General features: G+C 62.7%; 15 protein-coding genes. 10 read left to right on the forward strand and 5 right to left on the reverse strand.

All coding sequences use genetic code 11. The features are described 5' to 3' along the window. Positions 1–169: 169 nt before the first annotated feature. The 7 genes from RTP54_RS23200 (at position 170) to RTP54_RS23230 (ending at position 9,250) form a co-directional block, all read left to right on the forward strand. Complete coding sequence (locus RTP54_RS23200; RefSeq protein WP_112811262.1) at positions 170–1,318, forward strand: ABC transporter ATP-binding protein; 1,149 nt, start codon at positions 170–172, stop codon at positions 1,316–1,318. A 20-nt stretch (positions 1,319–1,338) separates the two neighbouring features. Next, positions 1,339–2,571, forward strand: a complete 1,233-nt coding sequence (locus RTP54_RS23205; protein WP_312365942.1) for a sugar ABC transporter substrate-binding protein — start codon at positions 1,339–1,341, stop codon at positions 2,569–2,571. 19 nt (positions 2,572–2,590) lie between these two features. Next, complete coding sequence (locus RTP54_RS23210; protein ID WP_312365943.1) at positions 2,591–3,547, forward strand: sugar ABC transporter permease; 957 nt, start codon at positions 2,591–2,593, stop codon at positions 3,545–3,547. Continuing rightward, the gene (locus RTP54_RS23215) at positions 3,540–4,352 is read left to right on the forward strand and encodes a carbohydrate ABC transporter permease (RefSeq protein ID WP_112811265.1); all 813 of its coding nucleotides are present in this window, start codon (positions 3,540–3,542) and stop codon (positions 4,350–4,352) included. The genes RTP54_RS23210 and RTP54_RS23215 overlap by 8 nt, the downstream gene beginning before the upstream one ends. A gap of 3 nt (positions 4,353–4,355) precedes the next feature. Beyond that, positions 4,356–6,059: an amylo-alpha-1,6-glucosidase gene (locus RTP54_RS23220; protein WP_312365944.1), complete on the forward strand. Its 1,704-nt coding sequence runs from the start codon at positions 4,356–4,358 to the stop codon at positions 6,057–6,059. A gap of 14 nt (positions 6,060–6,073) precedes the next feature. Then, positions 6,074–7,108 carry a LacI family DNA-binding transcriptional regulator gene (locus tag RTP54_RS23225; protein WP_112811267.1) on the forward strand — a complete coding sequence of 345 codons (1,035 nt, stop codon included), beginning with the start codon at positions 6,074–6,076 and terminating at the stop codon, positions 7,106–7,108. A 129-nt stretch (positions 7,109–7,237) separates the two neighbouring features. Then, positions 7,238–9,250, forward strand: coding sequence for a beta-galactosidase (locus RTP54_RS23230; RefSeq protein WP_312365945.1), 2,013 nt, complete (start codon positions 7,238–7,240; stop codon positions 9,248–9,250). Between the two features lie 45 nt (positions 9,251–9,295). Here RTP54_RS23230 and RTP54_RS23235 read toward each other — a convergent pair whose 3' ends face one another. Both RTP54_RS23235 and RTP54_RS23240 read right to left on the reverse strand, forming a co-directional pair. Further along, on the reverse strand, positions 9,296–9,790 hold the full coding sequence (locus RTP54_RS23235; protein ID WP_112816079.1) for an SRPBCC family protein: 495 nt from the start codon (positions 9,788–9,790) through the stop codon (positions 9,296–9,298). 1 nt (position 9,791) lies between these two features. Next, positions 9,792–10,175, reverse strand: coding sequence for an ArsR/SmtB family transcription factor (locus RTP54_RS23240; protein ID WP_112811269.1), 384 nt, complete (start codon positions 10,173–10,175; stop codon positions 9,792–9,794). A 252-nt stretch (positions 10,176–10,427) separates the two neighbouring features. Between RTP54_RS23240 and RTP54_RS23245 the strand changes: the two genes are divergently transcribed. Further along, a complete protein-coding gene (locus RTP54_RS23245; RefSeq protein WP_112811328.1) occupies positions 10,428–10,925 on the forward strand; it encodes a DUF2165 family protein in 498 nt (165 codons plus the stop codon). A 41-nt stretch (positions 10,926–10,966) separates the two neighbouring features. Here RTP54_RS23245 and pcaF read toward each other — a convergent pair whose 3' ends face one another. From pcaF to RTP54_RS23260, 3 genes are read right to left on the reverse strand one after another with little or no spacing between them, the layout of a single operon-like run. Further along, positions 10,967–12,172 carry a 3-oxoadipyl-CoA thiolase gene (gene pcaF, locus RTP54_RS23250; protein ID WP_112811270.1) on the reverse strand — a complete coding sequence of 402 codons (1,206 nt, stop codon included), beginning with the start codon at positions 12,170–12,172 and terminating at the stop codon, positions 10,967–10,969. Then, entirely contained in the window at positions 12,173–12,955 is a 783-nt protein-coding gene (locus tag RTP54_RS23255) for a CoA-transferase subunit beta (protein ID WP_312365946.1), read from the reverse strand. It abuts the gene before it with no gap. 10 nt (positions 12,956–12,965) lie between these two features. Beyond that, positions 12,966–13,826, reverse strand: a complete 861-nt coding sequence (locus RTP54_RS23260; RefSeq protein WP_312365947.1) for a CoA transferase subunit A — start codon at positions 13,824–13,826, stop codon at positions 12,966–12,968. Between the two features lie 242 nt (positions 13,827–14,068). Between RTP54_RS23260 and RTP54_RS23265 the strand changes: the two genes are divergently transcribed. After that, positions 14,069–14,824, forward strand: coding sequence for an IclR family transcriptional regulator (locus tag RTP54_RS23265; protein WP_312365948.1), 756 nt, complete (start codon positions 14,069–14,071; stop codon positions 14,822–14,824). A gap of 73 nt (positions 14,825–14,897) precedes the next feature. Further along, positions 14,898–15,560 carry a sulfite oxidase-like oxidoreductase gene (locus tag RTP54_RS23270; RefSeq protein ID WP_312365949.1) on the forward strand — a complete coding sequence of 221 codons (663 nt, stop codon included), beginning with the start codon at positions 14,898–14,900 and terminating at the stop codon, positions 15,558–15,560. The last annotated feature ends 55 nt before the right edge of the window (positions 15,561–15,615 follow it).

A 15,615-nucleotide genomic window follows, 5' to 3' on the forward strand; every position in this document is an offset into this window, starting at 1 on the left:
GTGTCTTTTCTGGATCCTTTGTCCTGCACAGCAATTTCTCGGGCGCGGATTTTTTCCCTTTACAACGAAGTTAAACGTTTTTATCGTTCATATAAACGTTTAACACGAACATGTGGCAGCTAGATCGTTCAGGCTTGCGCCGCAATGTTCGCCATCAGGGGAGGGCCCGTTGGCAGCTATCCGAATTGAAAATCTGCGCAAAGGCTTTGGGTCGCTCGAAGTCTTGAAGGGCATCAATCTCGATATCGCCGACGGCGAATTCGTCTGCTTTCTCGGCCCATCCGGGTGCGGCAAGAGCACGCTGCTGCGCTCGATCGCCGGCCTCGAGGAACTCGATTCCGGCTCGATCCATCTCGGCGATCGCGATATCACCGATCTGCGCTCGGCCAAGCGCGATATCGCGATGGTCTTCCAGAATTACGCGCTCTATCCCCATATGAACGTGCGCAAGAACCTGTCCTTCGGCCTGGCGCTGAACGGCATGAAGCGCGACGAGATCGATCGCCGCGTCGACAATGCCGCCGACATCCTGCGCATCTCCGAACTGTTGCACCGCAAGCCCCGCCAGCTCTCCGGCGGTCAGCGCCAGCGTGTCGCCATCGGCCGCGCGATCGTTCGCGAACCAAAACTGTTCCTGCTCGATGAGCCGCTGTCGAACCTCGATGCCGGCCTGCGCGTCACCATGCGTGTCGAGCTCGCCGCTCTCCATGAACGCCTCGGCGTCACGATGATCTACGTCACCCACGATCAGGTCGAGGCGATGACGCTGTCCGATCGCGTGGTCGTGCTCGACAAGGGCAAGGTCAGCCAGTTCGGCACACCGCTCGAATTGTTCTATCAGCCGGCAAACCTGTTCGTGGCCGGCTTCATTGGCTCGCCAAGGATGAATTTCGTCACCGCGAACGTGGTTCGCCAGGATCGCTCGGAACTGACGCTTTCGGGCGGCGGCCTGGTGCGCGACCTGACGGTCGAAACGCTGTCATCGGCTGTCGTCGCCAAGGACAAGCCGGTCACGGTCGGCATCCGCCCGGACAAGCTCGAACTGGTTTCGCCCGAGGAGGCGCATCTGGTCGGCGACGTCCGACTGGTGGAGCGTCTCGGCACCGAGAGCCATGTGCATATCGCTCTTGAGAACGGCTCCGACATGACCGCTGTCGTGCGCGGTACCCATCCGGTTTCCAACCGCGAGCGCATTCACCTGCGTATCCCGCCGGAACATTGCCACCTGTTCGACGCCGAAGGCAGGGCGATCGCGCGGGCGCTCGAGCCCGAGACGCAGATGCTGATCAATCAGGAAAAAAGCAAAAGGGTCGCGTGACCCGAATGAGGAGGAGAAACATGCAGAACAGGACGAAATCGCTCATCGGCTCGCTGATGGTCTTGGCGATGGCTGGAGTCGCCACGGCCCGTGCGGAGGAGACCTTGCGCTTTGCCACCTGGGACACGGACGAGAGCCTCGCGATCCAGCAGGCGATCGCCAAGAAGTTCGAGGAAAAGCATCCGGGCGTGACGGTTCAGGTCGAGCCCTATGCGGACGGTTACGACCAGAAGCTGATCGCCGCTTTCGGCGCCGGCAGCCCGCCTGATGTCATGTACATGTGGAACTTCCCGCAGTATTACACCTCGCTGATGCCGCTCGATGATCTGATCGCGCGGGACGCTGCCGAAGTGAAGCCGGACGATTTCCCGAAAGGCCTGATGAACACGACGCGCGTCGAAGGCAAGACCTACGGCATGCCTTCGGGCTTCACCACCCAGGTCGTCTTCTACAACAAGGACATGTTCGCCAAGGCCGGCGTCGAGGAGCCGAAGGACGGCTGGACCTGGGACGACCTGCGCGCCAAGGCCGCCAAGTTCCGTGACGAGCCGAACAAGGTTTACGGCTTCGCCGTCGACGCCAAACCCGATCCTTACGATTTCGAGCAGTTCCTCTGGTCGAACGGCACCAAATACATCTCCGACGACGGCAAGCAGATCGACGGCTATATGAACAGCGATGCCGCCGCGCATGTGCTCGACATGTTCGGCGACATGGCCAAGAAGCAGGAAGCGATCACGCTCAACCTCGGCGACGACACATCGGGCAGCACGCTGTTCAAGGGCGGCAAGATCGCCATGTTCCAGAGCGCCATGTGGTCGAAGTCCGGTATCGATGCCTCGGGCATCAAATATGGCGTCGCACCGCTGCCGAAGTTCGGCGACAAGACCGCGCATTCCGCGCTCGGCGTCTCGGCGATCTCGATTGCCAAGGATGCGGCCCATCCGGATCTCGCCTGGGAGTTCGTCAAGTTCTTCTCGTCGCCCGAAGCCGTTGCCATGCGCGTCAACGACCTGCCGGTGCGCACCAGCGTGGCTGAAGAAAAGGGCATGACCACGGACCCGATCTACAAGCCGTTCTTCGACATTCTCGCGACGTCCAACACCGAGACTCATGCGTTCCTGAAGAACGCCAACTGGGGCAAGGTCCAGGACAATCTCGCGCGTGCCATCGAAGCCACGATGATCGATCAGGGCAATGCCAAGCAGCATCTCGACGATGCGGTCAATCGCTCCAAGCGGCTGATCAAGTAAGAAGAGGGAGGACGGGGAGATGGACATGACCTATGCCGGGGCGGAGCCCAAGGTGGCAAAGCGAAAGCGCTCCGCCATCGCGCGCCATGCCGCGCCTTATCTGTTCATTTCCCCGTGGATCCTCGGGTTCCTGTTCTTCACGCTCGGACCGCTCGTCTTTTCGCTGACGATGAGCTTCTACGACTGGCCCGTTGTCGGCGAGCGCACCTTCGTCGGCCTCGACAACTACCGTATGATGATGATGGACGACCCGCAGTTCTGGGAAAGTCTCTGGATCACGGTGAAGTTCGCGGCGATCTACGTGCCGTTCAACATCATCATGTCGTTCTTTCTGGCACTGATGCTGCACAACATCACCTTTGCCAGCGGCTTTTTCCGCACCGCCTTCTACCTGCCGAGCGTCATCTCCGGCGTTGCGCTCGTGACGATCTGGAGCTGGATCTACAGCAAGGAATACGGCCTTCTGAACTTCATGCTGTCGCTTGCCGGCATCGACGGGCCGAACTGGCTTGGCGATCCGAACCTGGCGATCGTCGCAATCATCATCGCCAGCCTCTGGGGCCTCGGCGGCACCATGCTGATCCTCCTCACCGGTCTCAAAGCCATTCCGAAGGAACTCTACGAGGCGGCGACCGTGTCGGGCGTTCCCGGCTGGGCGCAGATGCTGTTCATCACCCTGCCGATGCTCGGCCCGATGCTGCTCTTCACCTTCATCACCTCGATCATCTCCGCCTTCCAGCAGCTGACGATCGCCCTGCTCCTGACCAAGGGCGGCCCGCTCGGCTCCACCTATTTCTTTGCCATGTACATCTACGACAACGCCTTCAAGTATTTCGACATGGGTTATGCCGCCGCCGGCTCCTGGGTGATGTTCATCATCGTCCTTATGCTCAGCCTCGGCGTCATGCGCTGGTCGGCCGCCTGGGTCTATTACGAAGGTGAAGTCCGCCAGAACGATGGAGACGGCCATGCGTAAGACGCTGCTCTATTCCGCGCTGATCCTGCTGTCGGCCCTGTTCATCGCGCCGTTCTACTGGACCTTCATGACGGCGATCAAAAGCGCCGCCGATCTCTACCAGTTCCCGCCGGTATTCTGGCCGTCGGAATGGCATTGGGAGAACTTTGCCGCCGCCTGGAACAAGCAGCCCTTCGGCACCTATCTGACCAACTCGGTTATCGTCGTGGTGTTTTCGACCATCGGCCAGCTGATCTCCTCGTCGCTGGTCGCCTACGGCTTTGCCCGCTTCCGCTTCCCTGGCCGCGACCCGCTGTTCATCGTGCTGCTCGCCACCATGATGATCCCGTGGGATGTGAAGATGATTCCGCTCTACATGGAATTCAACATGCTCGGCTGGATCAACACGCTGAAGCCGCTGATCGTGCCGGCCTATTTCGCCGATGCCTTCTTCGTTTTCCTGCTGCGCCAATACATCATGACCGTGCCGATGGAAATCGACGAGGCCGCGCGCATGGATGGGGCCAACGCCTTCGACATCTACTGGCGAATCCACCTGCCGCTGATGATGCCGGCGCTGGTGCTGGTCGGCACCTTCCACTTCATGAACGCCTGGAACGACTATCTCGGCCCGTTGATCTTCTTGAACGACCAGTCGAAGTACACGCTGACGCTCGGGCTTTCGATGTTCAAGGGCCTGCATGAGGTCGACGTCACCTCGATTGCCGCGATCACGGTGATCCTCTGCCTGCCGCCGCTCGCCCTCTTCTTCGTCGCCCAGCGCTACATCATGGATGGCGCGGTCGGATCGTCGGTGAAGGGATAAGTGATGCTGTTCGATATCGAGCATATCCCCTTCAGCCGGAGGGGTCGGTTCCTGACGCTGTCGATGATGAAGGTGCCGGGCGGCGATGGCGCCCGCGCCCTCTACCTGCGCTTCGTTGCCGGCGGCGACGAACGGCCTTCGCTCGGACGCCTCTGCCGCGTCGAGTTCCTCGATCCTGCGGGCAAGCCGGTCGAGGCGACCTTCGAGCTTTCGCCCGAGCGTCTGGTTGCGCGTATCGGCGCGGGATCGCTGACCTTCGTCATCGGCGAAGGCGAGCGGCTGCATATCCGCGGTGAGAATGCCGGTGTGCGCTTCCATCTCGAAGGGTCGCGTTACGACTACGTCTATCGCACGCCAACCGGCGACGATTGCCTGGTGGCGGCCGTCGAAAACGTCAAGTTCATTCCCCGCGCCGTATCAGGCACGCTCGATGTGTCGGGCGCCTGGCAGCGCGACCACTCGGCCGACGTCTCTTTCGCTTTCTCGGGCGAGGGCCCGTTCGAGGGCAATGTCGACTTCTTCCGTACCGTGCCGCCGACAGCGCCGCTCCAGAGCTTCACGGATGCCCTTAGCGGCGCGACAGCCGAATTCGCGGAATGGCATGCTTCCCTGCCGAAGGGTACGGCCGGCCAGGACGAGGCGCATCGGCTCGCAAGCTATCTGCTGTGGGCGAATGGCGTGCCGGTGGGCGGCCAGTTGACCCGGCCGGCGATCTACATGTCCAAGAACCACATGATCAACATCTGGAGCTGGGACAACGCGTTTTCGGCTCTTGGCGTGGCGGCGATTGACCAGAACCTCGCCTTCGACCAGTTCGCTGCGATATTCGACCACCAGGATGCCTCCGGCCTGCTGCCCGACTATATCAATGACCGCGACGTGCTCTTCGCCTTCACCAAGCCGCCCGTACACGGTTGGGCGGTGTCGCTGATCGCGGCGAGGCATCCGGATTTTCTGACCGCAGGGCGCCGGGAATACCTGCGCGACGCGATCGGCCGCCAGGTCGATTACTGGCTGACTTACGCCCGCGCCGATGCGACGTCGCTGCCGAGCTATTTCCATGGCAACGACAGCGGCTGGGACAATGCGACCTTCTTTGCCGAGGGCGGTCCGGTTGTCTCTCCTGATCTGCCGGTGTTCCTCATTCTCGCCTGCGAGACGCTTGCGACATTGCTCGAAAGCGATCCGGGCCGAGCCGCGCAATGGAACGCCAAGGCGGATGCCTTGCAGACGCTGCTGTTTGAGCGCCTGTGGACCGGCGAAACCTTCGGCGCGCGGCTTGCGGGCGCCCCGGACCGGGTTCTTCCCGGCGAAAACCTGATCCAGTTCATGCCGTTGCTGCTCGGCGCGCGCCTGCCCGCCGAAATGCGCGAAAAGCTTGTCGCACGTCTCGTTTCCGGCGGCTTTATCACTGCCTGGGGGCCGGCGACGGAAAGCCCGAAAAGCCCCTTCTACGAGGATGACGGCTATTGGCGCGGGCCGATCTGGGCGCCGACGACGCTGCTTCTCTGGGACGGCCTTCGCCGGCAAGGGGAGATTGAGCTGACGCGTGATATCGCGGAAAAGTTCTGTTCACTTGCCAGCAAAAGCGGTATGGCCGAAAACTTCGATGCGCGGTCGGGGAGGGGCCTTCGCGATCGGGCTTTCGCCTGGACATCCGCAGTCTATCTCCTGCTGGCGGCATCGCTCAGCGACCACAACCCGTGACGAGCCGAGACGCCATGCAGAGACCGACGATCAAGACCATTGCGCAGGAAACGGGGCTGTCGATCGCCACCGTATCCAAGGCCCTGAAGCATTCGCCTCAGGTTCGCCCGGAAACGCGCGCGATCGTCATCGAGGCCGCCGAGCGGGTCGGCTACGAACTCAACATGCATGGCGTGCAGTTGCGAACCGGCAAGACCTATCAGGTCGCCGCCATCATGACGGCGCCGGGGCCGAAGCAGAACGAGTGGGAAGGCGTCGAATACGCGCAGCTCTTGAGCGGCATTTCCTGGGCGCTGGAAGACAGTCCCTATCGTGTCTCGCTCTATGCGGTCAGGAATTTCGAGGAAAGCCAGGCGATCATCAAGCAGATCGTGTCGCTGAAGAAGGCCGACGGCATCATCATCTCGGGGACCCGTGCCGACGATCCGCGCATCCGCACGATGCAGGCGGCGGACTTTCCCTTCGTCACCTATGGCACCAGCGTGCACAACGCGCCGCATGCCTATGTGGACGCCGACAACGAGCAGATGATCCGCGTCTCGATGGCGCGGCTGGTCGAGCGCGGTCATCGCCGCATCGCGCTGCTCAACCCGTTGTCGGACTTGAGCTACGGCATCACCCGGCTCGAGGCCTACAGGCATGCGCTCGAGGGCGCGGGCCTGCCCTTCGATCCGGCGCTGGTTGCGCATGGGCGGCTGACCCCTGCCTTCGGGCGGGAAAACGTGCTGACGATGTCGGATCTTTCCAATCCGCCGACCGCCTATATCTGTGCCAATGAGGCCTCCGCGCTCGGCGCCTTCTCCGGTTTTCACGAGCGTGGGCTGGTGCATGGGCGCGACGCCGTCATCAATGCCACCGACGACCTCAATGTCAGCCAATATTTCGCACCGCCGATCACCACCTATTACCTGCCGATCAGCGAGCCGAGCAGCCTGCTCGGCGCCTATATCCTGCGCCGGATGGAAGGCGAGCCGCCGGAGGCGCTGCAGACGCTTCTGATGCCCAAGCTGATCGAGCGCTGCGACGACCGCCTGACCCAGAGCCGCTAAGGCCGAACACGATACGACGAGAACACGCCTGCGCCGGATGATATAAACGTTTATATCCCATGAGTGCGCATAGCGTCGAAGACGAAATGCCGGGTGAAGCCGGCCGAAAGCATGACGAAGGACCTGATCTTGCATATGCCCCTGACGCGACCGAACCGTTTCAACGCCGACCAGCAGGAGACCGACATGCTCGAACTCGGCGTCTGCTACTATCCGGAGCAATGGCCGCGCGAGAAATGGGAAGAGGATGCCCGCCGCATGGTCGAACTCGGGCTTGCCTGGGTGCGGATCGGCGAATTCGCCTGGGCGAAGATCGAACCCCGGCCGGGCGAGTTTCATTGGGAATGGCTCGACGACGCGATCGACGTGCTCGGCAGCGCCGGTCTCAAGGTCATTCTGGGCACGCCGACCGCAGCACCGCCAAAGTGGTTGATCGACCGCCACCCCGATATCCTGCCCGTCGACGTCAACGGAGTCGTTCGCAAGTTTGGCGCCCGGCGCCACTATTGCTTCTCCAGCCGGGCCTACCGCGTCGAGGCAGCGCGCATCACCGACGCCATGGCCGAACGCTACGGCGGACACGCCTTCGTCCACGCCTGGCAGACGGACAACGAGTATGGCGACCACGATACGATCTACAGCTATTCCGCGGAGGCCGAGCGGGCTTTTCGCCTGTGGCTCGCCGAGCGTTACGGCACGACAGACGAGCTGAACCGCGCCTGGGGCACGGCCTTCTGGGCTATGAACTATAACAGCTTCGATGAAATCGAGCTGCCGAACAATCTCGTCGAAGAGCCGAGCCCGACCCATATCGTCGACTTCATCCGCTTCTCGTCCGACCAGGTGAAGAGCTTCAACAAGGTGCAGGTCGACATCATCCGCGGCCATGCCCCCGGGCGCCCGGTGACGCACAATTTCATGTCGCACAACACCGACTTCGACCACTACAAGGTCGGAGAAGACATCGATATCGCCTCCTGGGACGTCTATCCGATGGGCGGGCTTCTGAATGGCCGCCTCTCGGCCGACGACAAGGGCCGCTATCTGCGCGTCGGCGATCCGGACCAGCCGGCCTTCAACCATGATCTCTACCGCACCGTCGGCCGCGGTCGCGTCTGGGTGATGGAGCAGCAGCCGGGTCCGGTCAACTGGGCGGCACACAACCAGTCACCGGCCGACGGCATGGTGCGCCTTTGGACCTGGCTTGCCTATGCGCACGGCGTCGACATGGTCAACTATTTCCGCTGGCGGCAGGTGCCGTTTGCGCAGGAGCAGTTCCACGCCGGCCTGCTTTTGCCCAACAGCGAGCCGGACCAGGGTTATCTCGAAGTGGCGCAGGTGGCCGAAGAGATGAAGCTTCTGCCGAAGGGCGAGGCGCGCGGCAAGGCCAAGGTCGCAATCCTGCTCGACTACAATTCCCGCTGGGCGACACGCGCCCTGCCGCAGGGCAGGACCTATTCGGCCGCAGCGACGGCGCTCGACTGGTATTCGACCGTCTCGCGCCTCGGCGTCGACGTCGACTTCATCGGCCAGCATTCCAATCTCGAGGGTTACCAGCTGGTGCTGGCGCCGGACCTCGTCATCGCCAATCAGGCTTTCGTCGAGAAGCTGGCGAAGTCTGAGGCCAAGGTATTGTTCGGACCGCGCAGCGGCAGCAAGACCGAGGACATGCACATTCCCGAAGGCTTGCCCCCGGGCCCGCTTGCGGCTCTCATCGATGTCAGCGTCGCCCGCGTCGAATCCCTGCCTGAGTTCCATGAGGAGTTGGTGCTTTACGGCAACGAGACCTATCCCTCCGGAATCTGGCGGGAAACCGTTCGCACCAGCGAGACGGTGCTTGCGACCTTCGAGGGTGAATACCGCAACGGCGCTCCGGCGCTCGTCGGCAACGACAGGGCACGGTACCTCGCGGCAACCGCCCAGGGCGATTTCCTGAGGAAGGTGATCAATGATGCGCTTGGTTGGGCTTCGGTCGAGGCGCTCGCCGATCTCGGCGACCTGCGCATCACCCGCCGCGGCAAGCTCAACTTCGCCTTCAACTATGGCAAGGAGCAAGCCGATGTACCGGCGGGTGCCGCCGCCACGTTCCATGTCGGCGGCCGCAAGCTTGGTCCCGTCGACGTCGCTATCTGGACGGAGTGACGATTGAACCGTGGGCGGATCGCTCCGCCCACGGTCCTTCCGTGGTTACTTCGCAAATTCGGAAGCAAGAATGCCTTCGAGACGATCGTAGCCGATGGCGATGCCGCTCTCCATTGGCGACTTCAGCACCGCGTCGCGTGTCTCGGTCGAGGAGTAGATGACGGTCGTCGTGACCGTGGTGCGTCCGCCATTCTCGACGAAAAGTGTCGTCACCTCGGTCTGGCCGCCTGTCCAGTCCTCGTCGAACAGTTCTTCATGGACGATCCGGTCTGGCGCAGCGATTTCACGATAGGTGCCGCCCATGCCCATCTCGGTACCGCCAGTGTCCTTCCAGACATAACGAAACTTGCCCCCGGGCCGAAGGTCGATCTCGCAGACGGGCAACGACCAGCCGTCCGGGCCGGTCAGCCAGCGCTTGACGAGTGCCGGTTTGGTGAAGGCGTCGAAAACCAGCCGGCGCGGCGCGTCGAAGGTCCTGACGATGCGAACCTCGCGATCGCCATGGGCCGTTACGACAAGTTTGTTCGATGTTGTGTTCATGTCAGTCCTCCTTCGTCGTCAAATCGGTGAGATGTCCCGTCGACGCCTGTGCGGCGGCTTCGGCCTTCAGTTCCTCAAGCAATGTATCGAGCCTTGAAAAATTGGCTTCCCAGAGCTTGCGGTATTCCTTCAACCAGTCCGTCGCCTCGGCGAGCGGATCGATCTCGATGCGGCAAGGTCGGCGCTGCGCGTCGCGGCTGCGCGACACCAGCCCGGCGCGCTCCAGAACCTTCAGATGTTTCGACACGGCCGGCTGGCTCATGGCGAAGGGTTCGGCGAGTTCGAGGACCGAGGCATCGCCGAGGGCGAGGCGGGCGAGAATGGCCCGCCGTGTCGGGTCGGCGAGTGCTGCAAAGGTGGCGTCGAGGCGTTCGGACGGTGTCATTTATATAACCAAATAGTTCTAGAACTGTGTGGTTATCTTATGCCGCGTGACGAGAGTCAAGCCGCCAGCCGCAAACCCCGTCACGCCCAGTTCTGCGCGCATCGCAGCCCAAGCGAATATGCGCGATCCCGCAAGTTGTGGATGAGGCAGGTTGCCGGCCCGTTCACGCGGCCGAAGGGCTATGGCTGGCCTGATGCCGGCAGGATTCGGCCCCGATTTTGGCCGGCCGGCAGCGGACAGGAGTACCAGACCATGAAAATCATTCGCATCGCCAAGACCGCAGCCGTCGCTGCCATCGCCTTGTTCTCGACGCTCGTCGCCTTCGGCAACATCACCGACTACGCAACAAACTTCGCCTTCGTCCAACATGTGATGATGATGGATACGATCTTTCCCGATGCGGCGATCAAGTATCGCGCGATCACCAGCCCGACGCTGCACAACCTGTTCTACATTGCGATCATCGCGGCCGAGGCGCTGACGGCGCTGCTCTGCTGGCTCGGCGCCTACAGGCTGGCCACGAACCTCAACGGTGGCGCCCGCGAGTTCAACCGGGCAAAGACCGTGGCGATATCGGGCCTGACGCTCGGCTTTCTCGTCTGGCAGGTCGGCTTCATGTCGGTGGGCGGCGAGTGGTTCGGCATGTGGATGTCGAAGCAATGGAACGGGGTCCCCGACGCTTTCCGCTTCTTCATCACCATTCTGCTGGTGCTGATCTTCGTGGCGCAGCGCGACGAAGAGACCGTTTGAATGACAAAAAAGGGAGCCGTCATGGGACGGCTCCCGGTTGACTAGACGCGCTCCAGCGCGACGGCGATGCCTTGGCCGACGCCGATGCACATCGTCGAAAGGCTGTAGCGTCCGCCGGTTTCGGCAAGCTCCAGCGCTGCCGTCCCGGTGATCCGGGCGCCGGACATGCCGAGCGGATGGCCGAGCGCGATGGCGCCGCCATTGCGGTTGACGCGCCCGTCGTCATCGGCGATGCCGAGATCGCGCAGTGTAGCCAGCCCTTGCGAGGCAAAGGCCTCGTTGAGTTCGATCACATCGAATTCTTCCTGCCTGAGGCCCAGCCGCGCCATCAGTTTCTTCGAGGCGGGTGCCGGCCCAAAACCCATGATGCGCGGGGCGACACCAGCGGTCGCTCCGCCAAGGATCCTTGCAATCGGCCGCAGGCCGTATGTCTTTACCGCCGCCTCCGAAGCGATGACCAAGGCTGCGGCACCATCATTGACGCCGGAGGCATTGCCGGCCGTCACCGTGCCGCCTTCCTTGCGGAAGGGCGTGCCGAGCTTGGCAAGCGCCTCTATCGTCGTTGCGCGCGGATGTTCGTCCCGTTCGACAACGATGGCATCGCCCTTGCGCTGCGGGATGGTGACGGCGACGATCTCCTTGGCCAGCCGGCCGCTCGCCTGCGCTGCCGCCGCCTTCGCCTGGCTGCGCAGCGCAAATTCGTCCTGATCCTGCCTGCTTACCTTGAAGTCCTCGGCGACGTTTTCGCCGGTCTCAGGCATGGAATCGACGCCGTATTGCTTCTTCATCAGCGGGTTGATGAAGCGCCAGCCGATGGTGGTGTCATGGATCTCGGCATTGCGCGAAAAGGCGCTTTCTGCCTTTGGCATCACGAAGGGCGCGCGCGACATGCTCTCGACGCCACCTGCTATCATCAGCTCTGCTTCGCCCGCCTTGATGGCGCGCGCCGCCGCGATCACCGCGTCCATGCCCGAGCCGCACAGGCGGTTGATCGTGGTGCCGGTGACGCTCGCCGGTAGTCCTGCGAGCAGCAGCGACATGCGTGCGACGTTGCGGTTGTCTTCGCCGGCCTGGTTGGCGCAGCCGAAAATCACGTCGTCGACCGCCTCCCAATCAATCGATCGGTTGCGTTCGATCAGCGCCTTTAGCGGGATCGCGCCGAGGTCGTCTGCCCTCACGGACGACAGCGCGCCGCCGAAGCGCCCGATCGGCGTGCGGATGTAGTCGCAGATATAGGCCTCGGCCATTTATGCGGCCTCCCGGCTGGCCTGATGGGCCTTCCTGGTGCGTGCATTGATGTCGCGAAGCGTTGCAAGCTCCACCTCGCTCGGCACCGGCGTCTCGATCACCCGGCTGGCAAACTTGATTGGCCAGCCGCAATTTTCGACGATCTGCTCGCGCGTCACGCCATGATGGATCGACACGACGGTCAGTTCCCTGCTCACCGCATCGGGCTCGAGGATACAGAGATCGGTGATAACGCGCGTCGGCCCCTTGGTCTTCATGCCGAGCCGTTCGCGATGATCGCCGCCTTCGCCATGGCCCATCGAGGTGATGAACGGCAGCTTTTCGACGAAGCCGCGCTTGGAAAGCGCCATGGTGATGAAAATGCGGCCGCAATTGGAGGCGATTTCCGGCGCGCCGCCGCCGCCGGGAAGCCGGACCTTCGGGTGATCATAGGGCCCGACGACCGTGGTATTGAGATTGGCGAACCTGTCGATCTGCGCCCCGCCGAGAAACCCGGTGGTGATGCGGCCGCCCTGCAGCCAGTAGCGAAACATTTCCGGCACCGAGACGGTGAAGAGAGCGGTATCGCAAAGCTCGCCGTCGCCGATCGACAGCGGCAGCACGTCCGGCTTGGTGCCGACGGTTCCACTTTCGTAGATCAGGGTGATGTCGGGTGCGTGGGTCAGTCGCGCCACGTTGCAGGCGGCCGACGGCGCGCCGATGCCGACAAAGCAGACGTCGTCGTTGGAAAGTTCGCGCGATGCGGCAATGGTCATCATTTCGGTCGGGGTGAAGTCCGTCATCATCGCCTCCTCAAGCAGCTTTCGACGGCGTCTTGCCGGCATGTCGTGCAAAATCCTCAGGCCCGGCGTCGAGCACGTTTTCCTTGATCCAGGCGGTGAAGCTGTCGCGGTCGCGGGCGATGTCGTCCCAGCCGATATAGAAGGCGTTCGAGCGCGGATAGTAGCCATGGGCGTAGGATGGGAATGCGCCGCCCGGCACATGGCTGACGGCGGTAACCGCCCAGCTCGGCAGGACGGCCGAATTGGGCGATGGCGGTGCCAGCTCGTCGACGATTTCCTCGACCGTGACGATCGAACGCTTGGCCGCAAGCACGGCCTCCTTCTGCACTCCGACGATGCCTTCGAGCAGAACGTTGCCCTTCCTGTCGGCGCGCTGGGCATGGATGATGGTCACGTCGGGCCGGATCGCCGGAACGGCGGCGAGCACCTCCGACGTGAACGGGCAGGTCACGGACTTGATGTTGGGGTTCACCTTCGGCAGATCGGCGCCGATATAACCGCGCAGCATCGCAAACGGCAGGTTGGCGGCGCCGGCCTCATAGGCGTTGGCCATGGCCGCATGCGAATGCTCCTCGATCTCCAACGGCCGTGGCCACTGGTTCTCGACCGCGTCGCGGAAGCGGTGCAGCGAGCCGACGCCCGGATTGCCGCCCCAGGAAAATTTCATGCCGCGTGCGGCGCCGACGCCGATCAGCTGGTCGTAGAGAATATCCGGCGTCATGCGCACGAGAAACAGATCCTTGCGACCCTGGCGGATCACTTCATGCCCGGCGGCATAGGGGATCAGATGAGTGAACCCTTCCATGGCGACGGTGTCACCATCCCTGACGTTGTCGCCGATCGCTTCGGCAAGTGGCACGATCTTCGCCATGTTTCCTCTCTTTTCCGTCGCGCGTGTTGCCGCCAGTCAGGCGGGCGCTTGATTGTGTGCGGGGGGAGGGGCTTCGTCTCAGGGATCCACAGCCCCACTCGTCCGGGGCAATCGGTGGTTCTCGTTGCCTGCCGCTGCCTGAAATAGGCTCTCAAAAATCGGCGGGGTCAAACAGTTTGTGCGATATTTGACATTTGTTCGTATATCGCACAGATTGATGCCTGCTCAATCGAGGGTGAACGATGCGAGAAACCGACTTCGTCAGCGGCTTTGCCCGCGGCCTGACCGTCATCGAGGCCTTTGGCGAAACGCAACAGAAGCTGACGATCACCGAGGCGGCCAACATCACCGGCCTCGACCGGGCGACGGTGCGCCGTTCGCTGTTGACGCTTTCGCAACTCGGTTATGCCGACTACGACGGCAAATTCTTCTCGCTGACGCCCAAGGTGCTCCGGCTCGGCCATGCCTATCTCTCGGCAACGCCGCTGCCGGCAATCGTCCAGCCCTATCTCGACCAGCTTTCCGAACGGGCCGGGCAGAGCGCCTCTGCATCGGTTCTCGACGGCACGGAGATCGTCTACATCGCGCGCGCCTCGCAAAGGCGGGTGATGTCGATCAGCCTGATGCCGGGTTCGAGGCTTCCTGCCTACTGCGCCTCGATGGGGCGTGTATGGCTCGCCGCCCTGCCTGAATCCCAAGCACGGGATGTGCTCGCCCGCTCCGACCTCAAGGCGAACACGCCTCATACGAAAACCGATGCGCAGGTGTTGATGGCCGAGATCACCCGTGTGCGCGAACAGGGCTATGCGATCATCGACCAGGAACTGGAAATCGGCCTCTGCTCGATCGCCGTCCCGCTTCTCAACGACCGCAACCAGATGGTCGCCGCGCTCAACATCGGCGCACCGGCCGCCCATGTATCCGCGGGCGAAATGCTCGAACGCTACCTGCCGCTTCTCAAGGAGACGCAGGCGGCATTGCGGATCGTGCTGCGCTGACGCCAGCGCCGGCATCGGTGCTTGACGGAAACCGCAACGGATCATCTAATCGGGGAAAGCCGGAGAGCAGACCATGCCCGAAGACGAGCGCCCAACGGAAACGAAGCTGACGACGACGAAACGGCGTTGGGCGGCAGCGGGAAAATTCCTGACCGGGCGGGTCGCCCGGCCGCAGGACGAGCGCCTGCCGCCGGGGCAGCACCTCGTTCGGGATTGGCCGGTGCTGGATCTCGGACAGCAGCCGGCAATCGGGCTCGAGCGCTGGCGCCTGGATGTAACCGGCCTTGTCGAACAGCCCCTGTCGCTCGATTGGGCGATGTTCAAGGCTCTGCCGCAAAGCGACAGCCTTTCCGATATTCACTGCGTCACCACCTGGTCGCGCTACGACAACCGCTGGCAGGGCGTCTCGACGCACGACCTGCTCGATCAGGTCATGCCCACGCCGGAAGCGACCCACGTCCTTCTGACGAGTTACGACGGGTACACGACCAATCTGCCGCTCGCCGACTTCGCCTCGGAACACGCGCTGCTTGCGACCGATTGGGAAGGCCAGCCGATCAGCCGCACCCATGGCGGACCGATGCGCCTCGTCGTGCCGCATCTCTATTTCTGGAAGAGCGCCAAGTGGCTGACACGCATCGAGTTTCGCGCCGGCGACGAAGCTGGATTCTGGGAGCGGAATGGCTACCATATGCGCGGCGACCCCTGGCTTGAGCAGCGTTACTCGCAAGACTGACATCGAGCGGAGCGACCGCTCCGCCCGATGGTACGACCGACCGGCAGGGCAGGAC

Origin of the sequence: Ensifer sp. (assembly GCF_031989085.1) — a bacterium.
Classification (GTDB): Bacteria; Pseudomonadota; Alphaproteobacteria; order Rhizobiales; family Rhizobiaceae; genus Ensifer.